The sequence below is a fragment of the Mesorhizobium sp. BE184 genome (assembly GCF_031457045.1).
Classification (GTDB): Bacteria; Pseudomonadota; Alphaproteobacteria; order Rhizobiales; family Rhizobiaceae; genus Mesorhizobium.
In genome coordinates this window covers 937,602-949,808 of record NZ_JAVDVU010000001.1, presented here as the reverse complement: position 1 = coordinate 949,808, position 12,207 = coordinate 937,602, and the positions used below count along the sequence as shown (strand labels likewise).

Sequence of the window (12,207 nt, the reverse complement as noted above, 5' to 3'; positions counted from 1 at the left end):
GCGGAGAACGATGACGATTGGGATTGCCGGCACCATTCTGGCGGGAGGGCTGTCGCAGCGCATGGGTGGCGGCGACAAGGGCCTGTTGATGATCGGCGACCAGACGGTCCTGCACCATGTTGCCCGGCGCATGGTGCCGCAGGTGGAGGCATTGGCGCTGAACGCCAATGGCGATGTTGCCCGCTTTGCACAACTCGGCCTCACGACCGTCGCCGACGGCCTTGCCGATTTCCCCGGTCCGCTGGCCGGCATCCTGGCCGCCATGGAGTGGGCCGCCGGCCTCGGCTTCAGTCAGGTGGCGACCATTGCAGGCGACACGCCGTTCCTGCCCACGGATTTCGTCGCAAGGCTCGCAGCGTCACTGTCCGATGCATCTGAGGACGCCATAGCGGTCGCATCGTCGGCCGGGCGGCGGCACCCGACCTCGGCTCTCTGGCCGGTCGGCCTGCGTCATGCGCTTCGGCACGCCATCACGGACGACGAAGAACGGCGGGTCACGGCGTTCATCAACCGGTATCCGAACATGGACGCCGAATTCCCGATCGCCAACACGGGCGGAATACAGGCAGATCCGTTCTTCAACATCAACACGCCGGCCGAGCTTGCGGAAGCGCGGCGCATCGCATCAAGCATGGACCCATGAAGAGCCACGTCCTCGGCATCACAGGGTGGAAGAATTCCGGCAAGACGACGCTGACGGAAAGGCTCGTCGCCGAGATGGTCCGGCGCGGCTGGCGCGTGTCGACCGTCAAGCATGCCCATCATGATTTCGACGTCGACAAGGACGGCACGGATTCTTTCCGGCACCGCAAGGCCGGTGCCACGGAAGTCGCCATCGTCTCCGACCGCCGCTGGGCTCTGATGCATGAATTGCGCGGCGAGCAGGAACCGGCGCTCGAAACGGTGCTGGCGCGGCTGGCCCCTGCCGATCTCGTTATCGTCGAAGGCTACAAGCGGGAATCACACCGCAAGATCGAAGTAAGACGCCTCGACGCCCGCGACCGCGCCCCGCTTTCCGACAGTGACCCCGGCATCATCGCCATTGCCTCAGATCACGCCGTTGAAGGCTCGAACCTGCCGGTGTTCGACCTCGACGACATCGGAGCAATCAGCGATTTCGTCGAAGCGACCATCGGGCTGCGTCCAAAATCGACAAAGTGACGTAACGTCAAGGAAAGATGACGTTTTCGGCGATCGAGCTAAACGAATGTCCTGCGTCGAATGGCTGCCTGGCCCGCGGTTTTGCAGTTGCTTTTTGCGCGAAAAGAGTGGGAGTATCTGATCAGTGGGTGCACGGGAACGCACCTGGAAAGCCGCGTCGAACCACGGCTAGATCATAAAGAGAGGACCTCATGCGTCTTTCACTGCGAATTGCGCTGGCGGCGGCTTCGACCGCCATGCTGATGCTGGGCGCCGCCCAGGCACAGGAAAAAGTTCTGAAAATCGGCTCCGAAGGCGCTTATCCGCCCTTCAACAATCTGACCGCCGACGGAAAGCTCGAAGGCTTCGACATCGACATCGCGCAGGCGCTCTGCGACGAGATGAAGGTGAAGTGCGAGTTCATCACCCAGGATTGGGACGGCATGATCCCGGCGCTGAAGGCCGGCAAGTTCGACGCCATCGTCGCGTCGATGTCGATCACGCCGGAACGCCTGGAGCAGGTCGATTTCAGCCATAAATACTACAATACGCCTTCCGCCATCGCAGTGCCGAAGGACAGCGCCATCAAGGGCGTCGCCAAGGAAGACCTGGCCGGCAAGACCATCGGCGTGCAGGGCTCCACAACCCACTTCAATTTCGCGTCGAAGAATTACCCGGATGCGACGGTCAAGCCTTATCCGACCGCCCAGGAATACCAGCTCGATATCGCCAACGGCCGCCTCGACGCCGTGGAAGACGATATTGTGGTGCTCACCCAATGGCTGGACTCGCCGGACGGCGCCTGCTGCAAGATCCTCGGCCAGCCTTCGCCGCAGCCGGTGGAAATCTTTGGTCCGGGCGCCGGCGTCGCCATCCGCAAGGGCGAGACCGATCTGGCGAACAAGCTGAACGCAGCCATCGACGCCATTCGCGCCAACGGAAAGTACAAGGAAATCAACGACAAGTACTTCAAGTTCGACGTTTACGGCAGCGAGTCCTGATCGATTCCAGGTTCATGGACGGCGCGAACCCGCGCCGTCCATGAACAGGTCGTGCGTGAGGGGATGCACGGCTCGACCTTTTGAACGGAAGGGAAACAGGCGGGCGGATGCAAAGCGCATGGACGCTGCTGAGCTGGGGACCTGAGGGCTGGCTGGATGACATCGCCTATGGTGTGTTCATCACCGTATCGCTGGCACTTGCCACGCTCCCCGTAGGGCTCGCCATCGGTTTTCTGGTCGCCCTGGCCAAACAGTCCGAAGAGGCTTCGCTGAGGCTCGCCGGCAATGTCTACACCACCATCTTCCGGGGCCTGCCTGAACTGCTGACGCTGTTCCTCGTCTTTTACGGCGCGCAGATCGGCATCCAGAAACTGCTGCAGTTTGTCAGTCCCGGGGCAACGGTCGAGGTCAACGCCTTCGTGTCCGGCATGATCGCGCTCGGCGTCGTCTTCTCCTCCTACTCCAGCGAAGTGTTTCTTTCGGCATTCCGCGCCATACCGCGCGGACAATATGAAGGCGGGTACTCGATCGGCCTGTCGAACGTGCAGACCATGCGGTTCGTCATCCTGCCGCAACTGATCCGCGTCGCCCTGCCCGGCCTGGCCAATCTCTGGCTGATCCTGCTCAAGGATACCGCGCTCGTTTCGGCAATCGGGCTGAGCGACATTCTGCGGCAGGTCGGCGTCGCCGCGCGCGTTACAAAGCATGCGTTCCTGTTCTTCGGCCTGGCGGGCCTGATCTACCTTGCGCTGGCCATCATCTCGTCCGTCGGCATCAACGCAATAGAGCGCGCGGTCAGCAAACAGGCGGTGCGCCGATGAGCGCGGTCGACATCATCGATCGTCCACCGCCGCCGCCGCGCGGCTGGCCCAGGCAGCGCGTGCTCGGATATGCGCTGCTGGCGCTGTGGGCGCTGCTGGCGCTGGCGCTGGTGTGGTTCCTGGTCACAGCATGGAAACCAGAGATTTTCGAGCGGTATGCCCCGTCTTATGTCGATGGCGTGAAAGTCACCCTGCTGCTCGTGGCCATCTCGGTCGCGATCGGCGCGGTGCTGTCGGTGCCGATCGCCTATGCGCGCATGTCGAACAACAAGGTGCTCGCGGCCATTTCCTACGCCTATGTCTACTTCTTCCGCGGCACGCCGTTGCTGGCCCAGACATTCCTCATCTATTACGGCCTCGGCTCGTTTCGCCCGGCGCTGGAATCTGTCGGGCTCTGGGTGTTCTTCCGCGAAGCCTGGTATTGCGCCATCTTCGCCTTTTCACTGAACACGGCTGCCTATCAGGCCGAGATCCTGCGCGGTGCGATCGACAGCGTTTCCCGAGGCCAGTGGGAGGGCGCGGCGGCGCTCGGGCTTCCGAGGTGGGTGACCCTGCGCAAGATCATCCTGCCGCAGGCGTTGATCGTCGCGCTGCGTCCCTATGGCAACGAGATCATCCTGATGATCAAGGGCTCGGCCATCGTCGCCATCATCACGGTCTATGACCTTATGGGCGTGACCCGCCTCGCCTATGCACGCACCTTCGATTTTCAGACCTATCTGTGGGCGGCGATCATCTACCTGGTGATCGTGGAGGTTTTGCGCCACGGCATCGAATGGATCGAGCGGCGCATCACCATACATCTCAAGCGCTAAAACCAATCCTGGCATCATCAAAGACGGTCGCTTCGCGTTGCCTCGATGCGATTGATTGCGTAAGCATGCCGCTGCAACGTGCTGAAAGGATTGAAGATGGCAAATGTGGCGTTTCTCGGCTTGGGCGTGATGGGTTATCCGATGGCAGCTCATCTCAAGCACAAGGGCGGCCACGACGTAACCGTCTACAACCGCACCACCGCAAAGGCGGAAAAATGGGCCGCCGAGCATGGCGGCGCCTTTGCCAGGACGCCTGCCGAGGCGGCGGCTGGCAAGGAATTCGTATTCTCCTGCGTCGGCAATGACGACGATCTGCGGCAGGTGACGGTCGGCGACGATGGCGCATTCCAGTCCATGCAGGCCGGCGCCGTCTTCATCGACAACACCACGGCCTCCGCGGAGGTCGCGCGCGAGCTTGCTGAAGCCGCGACTTCGCGCGGGTTTTCTTTCCTCGACGCCCCTGTCTCCGGCGGACAGGCCGGCGCCGAAAATGCGGCTTTGACCGTCATGGTGGGCGGCGAACAGGCGGCATTCGACCGTGCCCAACCGGTGATCGACGCCTATGCCAAGATGGTCGGCCTGATGGGTCCGACCGGCGCCGGCCAGCTGACCAAGATGATCAATCAGATCGCCATTGCCGGCATCGTCCAGGGCCTGGCGGAAGGCATCCATTTTGGCAAGAAGGCCGGGCTCGACATCGAGAAGGTAGTGGAGGTCATTTCCAAGGGCGCCGCCGGCTCCTGGCAGATGGAGAACCGCCACAAGACGATGAATGCCGGCAAGTACGATTTCGGTTTCGCCGTCGACTGGATGCGCAAGGATCTCGGCATCTGCCTCGCCGAGGCCGACCGCAATGGCGCGGCTCTGCCGCTGACGGCTCTTGTCGACCAGTTCTACAAGGATGTGCAGCAGATGGGCGGCCAGCGCTGGGATACGTCCTCACTACTGGCACGGCTGGAAAGATAGAGCGTTTCCAGCCTGTCAGAAAATCCGGGAGGGTTCCGATCAGGCGGCGCTGGAGCCCGACTCCCGGTCGAGCACCATGTAGTCCAGCGGCATTTCCGTGGTGTACTTGATCTGCTCCATCGCGAAGGACGACGAGACCTCGCGGATCTCGATCTTGGCGATCAGGCGTTTGTAGAAAGCATCGTAGGCGGCGATATCCGGAACGACGACACGTAGCAGGTAATCGACATCGCCGCTCATGCGGTAGAACTCGACCACTTCGGGAAATTCCTGGATGACCTCGGAAAACCGCCGCAGCCATTCATGGCTGTGCGAGTTGGTGCGGATCGACACGAAGACGTTGACCCGGACATTGATCTTCTCCGGGTTGAGAAGCGCGACGCGCCGCTTGATGACGCCTTCCTCCTCGAGCTTCTGGATGCGCCGCCAGCACGGCGTCGTGGAAAGGCCGACTTTCTTGGCCACATCGGCGACAGCGAGCGTCGCATCCTCCTGCAACAAGCGGAGGATTTTTCTATCGAGACGGTCCATAAAGCGACTCCTGGAGAAACCTATTCTACCATCTTCGGCTTTATGAGCGGGATCAACAAGAAAGAAATTCCGATCATATCGGATGAATCGAGTTGGTTTTTCTCTGCACCCTAGCCGATCCGACTACGGATTTCCTCTTTCAGAAAGGGCAGCAAATCCATTTCAAACCAGCGATTCCGCTTCAGCCATCCGGTGTTGCGCCATGAAGGATGCGGCAGCGGCAGAACCTTCGGCACCTCGGGGCTGGCCCAGATGTCGCGCCAGCTCGCGACCGTCTCGGTGAGCGACGGCAACCGCGCCGATCCCATATGCCAGCGCTGCGCATAGATGCCTATGGTCAGAACCAGGTCGATCTGCGGCATCAGCGCCATCAACGGTTCGCGCCAGGTCGGCGCGCATTCGGCCCGCGGCGGCAGGTCGCCACCCTTGGCGTCCTGGCCGGGAAAGCAAAACCCCATCGGGACGATGGCGAACTTGCTTGTGTCGTAGAATTCTTCGCTGGTCACGCCAAGCCAATTGCGCAGCCTGTCTCCCGATGCATCGGTGAACGGCATGCCGGTCTGGTGTACCTTGGTTCCCGGCGCCTGGCTTGCCAGCAGGATGCGGGCCGTGGACGACGGCAGGAGCACCGGGCGCGGCGCGTGCGGCAGCGGACGTCCCAGGGGCTCCTCTACGCATATGCGGCAAGCGCGAACCTTTGCCGTCAGCCGTTCGAGTTGTTCGCTCATTCTCAGGCAGTGGCGCTCGGCCGGCTGGATAAGGATTTGTACCAGCGCTGGACGTTGGCGCAGTCTTCCGGCAAGGCGATGCGCGCTGGTTTCATGAAATCGATCGCAATCATGCCGGTGATGTCGGCTATGGAATAAGCGTCGCCGGCGGCAAATTCGCGACCGGCCAGCTCGGTGTCGAAAATGCGCAGGAATTCGAGCGCCTTCGGCTTGTTGGCCTCGCCCCATTCGGGAACCTGCGGCACTTCCCATTCCTTCATGGCCGGATGGATATGGCGAAAAGCATACGCCACCGCGCCGAACAGATTGAACTCTATACGTCGCTGCCACATCTCCACGACGGCCTTGCCGAGCGCTCCGGTACCGAAAAGCGCCGGTTCGGGATGCAGTTCTTCAAAGTAACGGCAGATCGCGACCGACTCCGTCAGGATCGTGCCGTCATCCAGTTCCAGCACCGGCAGGCGCTGCAACGGGTTGCGTGTCGCAACCGCCTCCTTCTTGTGCTCCATGGCGCCCATATCGACGGGGACAAGCGGCACCTTGATGCCTTTCTCTGCCAAAAACACGCGAACCCGGCGCGGGTTGGGTGCGCGACCACCGTCGAACAGCTTCATAATTTCCTCCGAGGCCTATGATTTTGTTTCATAATATAGGCACAACCAATCAGAAGCGAAACATTTCCCGCAAGCCGTCGCCCAGACTTCCCATCGTGTCATGCTTGCGTTCGACGAACTCGCTGTGCGTTGCACGCCATTCCTGCGGGCTGACGAAATCGCCGGCCCAGATACCCAGCTTCGCAGCACGCGCCGTCCCTTCCAACCCCTCGAAATCACCGTAGGCCACGGCCCAGCCGGCCTCCACCTGCGCACGGTTCAGATCAACGCCGCCGGCGGTGCAGTCGCCAAGCGTGCGGCCATAGCGGTCGCGCTGCCATCCACTGCATGACACAGCCTTGCCGGCGACGAGCCTTGCCAGCGCCTGCCTGGCCTGACGGCCGCAAGGATAATCTGCCTCGTTCCGTTGACATGTCTGGTTGTATTCAGGTGCGTCGATGCCGCGCAGTCGGATGCGCTCGGTTCCAAGCGTCAGGGAGTCGCCGTCATTGATAATGGCCGTAGCGCTCTGGACCTTCCTCGTTTCCACGCGATCGAGCCGCGCGGCCAGAAGGATCAGCAAACCAAGCAGGACAAAGGTCAAAGCGTAGTCGAAAAGCCGGCGGACAAGGCCGCGCGGCCGTGCGGCCGCATATCGCCTTTGCGGCCTTCGCGACCAGGAACGGCTCATATGGCAAACAGTCTCTTAATCATTCGAACGTAGTTTGGGGCCGAGGATTACAGCCCGAACACCGCTGCACGCGTGAATTGAAGTTTGATGTCTCTGCAACGCTCGAACACAGCGGACAAGAACATTGTGGACCGCAGGAAGCGCCATCGCAACACCGATGTCGCGCGCGCGGTGAAGAAGACCCGTGACCGCCTTTCACAGCAGGGCGGCAATCCCGATTTCGACCGCGAACTGCTGAAGCTGCACGCCCGCGCCATGGTCGGCAGCGCCATTGCCCTGCCCTTGCTGGTGCTGACGGTTTCGGCCGCCGGCCTGTTTGCCAGCATGAGCAGCGAAATCCTCATCTGGGCGCTCATTACCGTCGGCTGCTACGCAGCGCTGGCGCTTCTGGCGCTGCGTATCGACCGCATGGCGGCCGCCGATATCAAGCCGGGGCAGACGACGCGGAATTTTCTGATCGCGCATGGCATCAGCGGCCTCGGCTGGGTGTATTTCGCCGCGCTGGGCTGCAATCCATGCGCCATCGACCAGTTCCAGGTCATCAAGGCAGTCATTTTGCTGTTGGCCATGGCCGCGACGGCGATCATGGCCTCTTCACTGAGCGGAGCGCTGCTGGCGACATTCGCCCTGCCTGTCGCGGCCTATATCTATACCACGTCGCAGCCCTGGGAGCCGGTCGAGGCGATCATGGTGGCGCTGCTGGTGGCGGCGCTGCCCTTCTTCGCCTATGTCGCGCAAAACCTCTACCGGTCGTCGCTGATGCTCTTGTCTTTCCGAACGGAAAAGGACGCGCTGATCGCCGAGCTCGAAACGGCCAAATCCATGTCGGATGAAGCGCGACGGCGCGCCGAGGAAGCGAACCTGGCAAAATCCCGCTTCCTGGCTTCGATGAGCCATGAACTGCGCACGCCGCTCAACGCCATCCTCGGCTTCTCCGAGGTGATGGCCGACGAGGTGCTCGGGCCGATGGGCAATCCGACCTATCGCGCTTACGCCAGTGACGTGCATGAATCCGGGCAGCACCTGCTCGACCTCATCAACGAGATCCTCGACCTTTCGCGCATCGAGGCCGGGCGCTACCAGCTCAACGAAGAGCCGGTGATGCTGCTGAACATCGTGGAGGATTGCTGCCACATGATGGAGTTGCGGGCGCGCAACAAGGATATCCGTATCGTCCAGGATTTCGAGAGCGTCCTGCCGCGCCTTTTCGCGGATGAACGGGCGGTGCGGCAGATCGCGCTCAACCTTTTGTCGAACGCCATCAAGTTCACCCCGACCGGCGGCGAAGTGCTGGTCCGTGTCGGCTGGACGGCCGGTGGCGGACAATACATTTCCATCCGGGACAATGGACCCGGCATTCCCGAAGACGAGATACCGGTGGTGCTTTCCGCCTTCGGTCAGGGTTCCATCGCCATCAAGAGCGCCGAACAGGGAACCGGTCTCGGCCTGCCGATCGTGCAGGGGCTGATCGCCATGCATGGCGGCGAATTCCAGCTCAACTCCAAGCTGCGCGAAGGCACCGAGGCGCTTGCCGTCTTCCCGCCGACGCGCGTGATGGAGGAACTGCCGGCATTGCCGACCCAGGCTGTCGCGGTCGGTCGCCGGCGATAGAAGCCGTCTCAGTTTTTCGCCGCCGCAGCGGCACCTGACGCCATCAGCGCCGCCGCCTTGACCACTCCAGCCGCCAGCGCGGCGGCGACGCCCTCGCCGCCTGTGCCAATTGTGAAATCGAGCAGAGGCTTCAGTCCCAGCATGCCGGCAGCCTTGGCGTGACCGGGTTCGGGCGACAAGCCCGCAAGCCGGCAGTGATCGATAGCCGTTGGTTCGGCGGCCCTCAGCGCAGCCGCCACCGCGAGCGCAGCGAACCCATCGAGGAGCACCGGAACTTTCTGCACGCGCGCTGCCAGGATTGCGCCTGCGATGGCCGCGAATTCACGGCCGCCGACCCGGCGCAACGCCTCGAACGGATACTTCAGGTTGCCGCCATGGAAAGCCAGCGCAGCATCGACCGCCTCGGCCTTGCGCGCCATCATGGCCGCATCCGCGCCGGAGCCGGGACCGACCCAATCCGCCCCGGTTCCGCCGAGCATCGCGGCCAACAATGCGGCGGCGACGGTCGAATTGCCGACGCCAAGATCGCCGAGGCAGAGCAGGTCAATGCCGCCGGCGACCGCTTCCATCCCGAACGCCATGGTCGCGGCACAACCGCGTTCGTCGAGGGCGGCTTCCTGGGTAATGTCGCCAGTGGGAATATTGAGCGCCAGGTCGAACACCCGCAGGCCAAGATCATGCGCCACGCAAACCTGGTTGACCGCGGCGCCGCCCGCCGCGCAGAACTCCACCGCATCGGCCGTTGCCGAAACCGGCCGCGGGGAGATGCCGTGGCGCGCGACACCATGGTTGCCTGCGAACAGCGCTACCTGCGCCTTGTTGACAGAGGGCGGCGCCCTGCCCGTCCAGGCTGACAGCCATTCGGCCATTTCGACAACACGGCCGAGTTGCGGCCCGTTCTGGCCCGGTTTGCCGGCAAGAAAAGACCGCGTCTGGGCTTCGGCGAAGCGGTCGGCCTCCGGCAGCCCTGAGATCAATTTGCGAAAATCGTCGAAAGGCAGCGCGCTGACGGTCATCTTCTGGTCCTTTTACAGCGCGGCATAGCTTTCCTGCCCGATATGCACAACCGCCCACCGTTTCCAAACGATTGAGAAACCGGGTTCACGCCAAATTGCCGGACTTGCATTGCCTTTTCCATTGCACCATGTGGAAGATGCACGCGCAGAGACACCCATGACGGCCATCGAATCGCCCTGCATTCTGGTCTGCTCGATAGACCTCAAGACCGGCTTCTGCTTCGGTTGCGGGCGCACGCGCGATGAAATCGCCGCGTGGATCGAGATGACACCGGAGGCGCGGCGGCATGTCATGGCCGCACTGCCCGCCCGTCTGGCAACCGTAGAGCGCCGCCCGCGCCGGGAAACCCGCCGCGCCCGCATGGCTCGCGAGCGCGGTGAGGCGGTCTGAACCAGCATGAGCCGAAGCCTGTGGATCATTCTGATCGTCATCGCCGCGGCCGTCGGGCTGCTGGTGCTGAACGATGGCGCCGGCAGCACCATGGGCATCGAGAATTACGATTTCAGCCGGCTGGTCTGGCTCGGCGTTCTGGTCGCCGTGGTCGGCGCAGGATTGTTCCGCTCCGGGCGGCCGGTCAGTGACATGGCTCGCAGCCTCGGCACATGGGCGGTCATTATTCTTGGGCTGATCGCCGGCTATCAATACCGCTATGAACTGCAGGATTTCGCCAGCCGGGTCAGCGCCGGCCTGATACCCGGGAGCCCGCTGACGCTCGGCGTCGCGGATGGACGGCCGACGGTGACGCTGGACAAAGGCGACAACGGCCATTTCGAGGCGCGCATCATGGTCAATGGCGCAACCATCCGCGCGGTCGTCGATACGGGGGCTACAAGCACTGTGTTGACCTCGCAAGACGCCATGGCCGCAGGCTTCAACCCGGCAACGCTCAGCTATACAGTGCCGGTTTCCACCGCCAACGGCATGACCAATGCAGCGGCGGTGCGTGCCGATCAATTGAAGCTGGGCGATATCGTGCGCAAGGACATCACGGTCCTGATCGCAGCGCCCGGCTCGCTGGGTCAAAGCCTGCTCGGCATGAATTTCATCGGCTCGCTGTCGGGCTTCGATGTGCGCGGCGACCGCATGATCCTACGCGGCTGAGCGACGAGCCCGTTCAAGCCGCCCGATCTTCGCTGGCCGCGGCACCGATAGCGGCAAAGGCAGCGTAGAGCACTTCTGGTCCCGCTCCGGGCTTTGCCGCATCCATCGACAGGATCTGCCGCCAGCGTCGGGCGCCCGGCTGCCCATGGAACAGCCCGACCATGTGTCGCGTGACGTGACCAAGGCGGCCTCCTTGCTCGACATGCCGGGCGGCGTAACCTGCCATGACGTCGATCAGGGCTGCGAAATCGAAGGCGCTTTTCTCCGCGCCGTAGAAGGCAGCGTCGGCATCGGCCAGTATTCCCGGCGTATGGTAGGCTGCGCGCCCGAGCATGACGCCATCGACATGGGCAAGATGCGTCCCGGCTTCCTGTAGATCGGGAACGCCGCCATTGATGCCGATGAAGCGGTCGGCGTTCTTCGCCTTGAGGCGGTAGACGCGATTGTAATCCAGGGGCGGAATGTCGCGGTTCTCCTTCGGCGACAGGCCTTCCAGCCATGCCTTGCGGGCATGGACCCAAACAGCATCCGCGCCGGCGGCGAACACGCCATCGCAAACCGCGTCGAGCGCAGCTTCCGGATCCTGGTCGTCAACGCCGAGCCGGCATTTGACGGTAACGGGGATGGACACGCTCGTCTTCATGGCGGCGACGCAATCCGCCACCAGCGACGGCGTCTTCATCAGGCAGGCGCCGAATGTACCGGATTGAACGCGATCGGACGGGCAGCCGACATTGAGGTTGATCTCGTCATAGCCGAAGGCCTCGCCAATACGCGCCGCTTCGGCGAGTTTTTCGGGGTCCGAACCGCCAAGCTGGAGCGCTGCGGGATGCTCCTGTGCATCAAAGCCCAGCAACCGCTCGCGCGCGCCGTGGATGACGGCATCGGCAACCACCATCTCGGTGTAGAGCAGGGCACGGCGCGTCAGCTGACGGTGAAAGAACCGGCAATGCCGGTCCGTCCAGTCCATCATCGGCGCAATGGCCAGTCTATGTGCTTGGTACTGCGTCATCTTCCTGAGCGATCTCGATCGTCGGAGTGGACATCCGAATACATGTCCTGACCGACCTCATATCACCGACAGGAGCAATGTGGGCAAGCCCCCCCTCTTCGCTTCAATGCCGTGGAATGCCTCCAGACTTCTGTTGAGCAATTTGCCCGCGACGATGCTGGGCCAGGAAAGAATGGTTTC

The 12,207-nt window shown here is 62.6% G+C and carries 15 protein-coding genes; 9 read left to right on the top strand and 6 right to left on the bottom strand.

The features are described from left to right. Positions 1 to 10 precede the first annotated feature (10 nt). The 6 genes from mobA (at position 11) to J2X35_RS04605 (ending at position 4,743) form a co-directional block, all read left to right on the top strand. Positions 11 to 643: a molybdenum cofactor guanylyltransferase MobA gene (gene mobA / locus J2X35_RS04630; RefSeq protein ID WP_310181848.1), complete on the top strand. Its 633-nt coding sequence runs from the start codon at positions 11 to 13 to the stop codon at positions 641 to 643. Continuing rightward, complete coding sequence (gene mobB / locus J2X35_RS04625; protein WP_310181845.1) at positions 640 to 1,161, top strand: molybdopterin-guanine dinucleotide biosynthesis protein B; 522 nt, start codon at positions 640 to 642, stop codon at positions 1,159 to 1,161. Before mobA ends, mobB begins: the two co-directional genes overlap by 4 nt. A 191-nt stretch (positions 1,162 to 1,352) precedes the next feature. Then, positions 1,353 to 2,141 carry an ABC transporter substrate-binding protein gene (locus J2X35_RS04620; protein WP_310181843.1) on the top strand — a complete coding sequence of 263 codons (789 nt, stop codon included), beginning with the start codon at positions 1,353 to 1,355 and terminating at the stop codon, positions 2,139 to 2,141. 107 nt (positions 2,142 to 2,248) lie between these two features. Next, positions 2,249 to 2,962 carry an ABC transporter permease gene (locus tag J2X35_RS04615; RefSeq protein WP_310181840.1) on the top strand — a complete coding sequence of 238 codons (714 nt, stop codon included), beginning with the start codon at positions 2,249 to 2,251 and terminating at the stop codon, positions 2,960 to 2,962. Further along, complete coding sequence (locus J2X35_RS04610; RefSeq protein ID WP_310181838.1) at positions 2,959 to 3,777, top strand: ABC transporter permease; 819 nt, start codon at positions 2,959 to 2,961, stop codon at positions 3,775 to 3,777. The genes J2X35_RS04615 and J2X35_RS04610 overlap by 4 nt, the downstream gene beginning before the upstream one ends. Positions 3,778 to 3,867: 90 nt before the next feature. Continuing rightward, positions 3,868 to 4,743 carry an NAD(P)-dependent oxidoreductase gene (locus J2X35_RS04605; RefSeq protein ID WP_310181837.1) on the top strand — a complete coding sequence of 292 codons (876 nt, stop codon included), beginning with the start codon at positions 3,868 to 3,870 and terminating at the stop codon, positions 4,741 to 4,743. A 39-nt stretch (positions 4,744 to 4,782) separates the two neighbouring features. On the opposite strand, the gene J2X35_RS04600 is transcribed toward J2X35_RS04605, so the two are convergent. From J2X35_RS04600 to J2X35_RS04585, 4 genes are all read right to left on the bottom strand, one after another. Then, positions 4,783 to 5,274, bottom strand: a complete 492-nt coding sequence (locus tag J2X35_RS04600) for an Lrp/AsnC family transcriptional regulator (protein WP_310181834.1) — start codon at positions 5,272 to 5,274, stop codon at positions 4,783 to 4,785. Between the two features lie 110 nt (positions 5,275 to 5,384). Beyond that, positions 5,385 to 6,002, bottom strand: a complete 618-nt coding sequence (locus J2X35_RS04595) for a uracil-DNA glycosylase family protein (RefSeq protein WP_310181832.1) — start codon at positions 6,000 to 6,002, stop codon at positions 5,385 to 5,387. A gap of 2 nt (positions 6,003 to 6,004) precedes the next feature. After that, positions 6,005 to 6,616: a glutathione S-transferase gene (locus tag J2X35_RS04590; protein WP_310181831.1), complete on the bottom strand. Its 612-nt coding sequence runs from the start codon at positions 6,614 to 6,616 to the stop codon at positions 6,005 to 6,007. 49 nt (positions 6,617 to 6,665) lie between these two features. Further along, positions 6,666 to 7,286: a thermonuclease family protein gene (locus tag J2X35_RS04585; protein WP_310181830.1), complete on the bottom strand. Its 621-nt coding sequence runs from the start codon at positions 7,284 to 7,286 to the stop codon at positions 6,666 to 6,668. Positions 7,287 to 7,373: 87 nt separating this feature from the next. Here J2X35_RS04585 and J2X35_RS04580 point away from each other — a divergent pair, with 87 nt between their 5' ends. Beyond that, positions 7,374 to 8,897: a HAMP domain-containing sensor histidine kinase gene (locus tag J2X35_RS04580; RefSeq protein ID WP_056109250.1), complete on the top strand. Its 1,524-nt coding sequence runs from the start codon at positions 7,374 to 7,376 to the stop codon at positions 8,895 to 8,897. Positions 8,898 to 8,905: 8 nt separating this feature from the next. Here the strand turns inward: J2X35_RS04580 and J2X35_RS04575 are convergent, their stop codons facing one another. Then, complete coding sequence (locus tag J2X35_RS04575; RefSeq protein WP_310181829.1) at positions 8,906 to 9,913, bottom strand: nicotinate-nucleotide--dimethylbenzimidazole phosphoribosyltransferase; 1,008 nt, start codon at positions 9,911 to 9,913, stop codon at positions 8,906 to 8,908. 157 nt (positions 9,914 to 10,070) lie between these two features. Between J2X35_RS04575 and J2X35_RS04570 the strand changes: the two genes are divergently transcribed. Both J2X35_RS04570 and J2X35_RS04565 read left to right on the top strand, forming a co-directional pair. Continuing rightward, positions 10,071 to 10,304: a DUF1289 domain-containing protein gene (locus J2X35_RS04570; protein WP_310181828.1), complete on the top strand. Its 234-nt coding sequence runs from the start codon at positions 10,071 to 10,073 to the stop codon at positions 10,302 to 10,304. 6 nt (positions 10,305 to 10,310) lie between these two features. Next, positions 10,311 to 11,015, top strand: a complete 705-nt coding sequence (locus J2X35_RS04565) for a TIGR02281 family clan AA aspartic protease (RefSeq protein ID WP_310181827.1) — start codon at positions 10,311 to 10,313, stop codon at positions 11,013 to 11,015. 13 nt (positions 11,016 to 11,028) lie between these two features. Here J2X35_RS04565 and dusA read toward each other — a convergent pair whose 3' ends face one another. Continuing rightward, entirely contained in the window at positions 11,029 to 12,027 is a 999-nt protein-coding gene (dusA, locus tag J2X35_RS04560) for a tRNA dihydrouridine(20/20a) synthase DusA (protein WP_310181825.1), read from the bottom strand. Between the last annotated feature and the right edge of the window lie 180 nt (positions 12,028 to 12,207).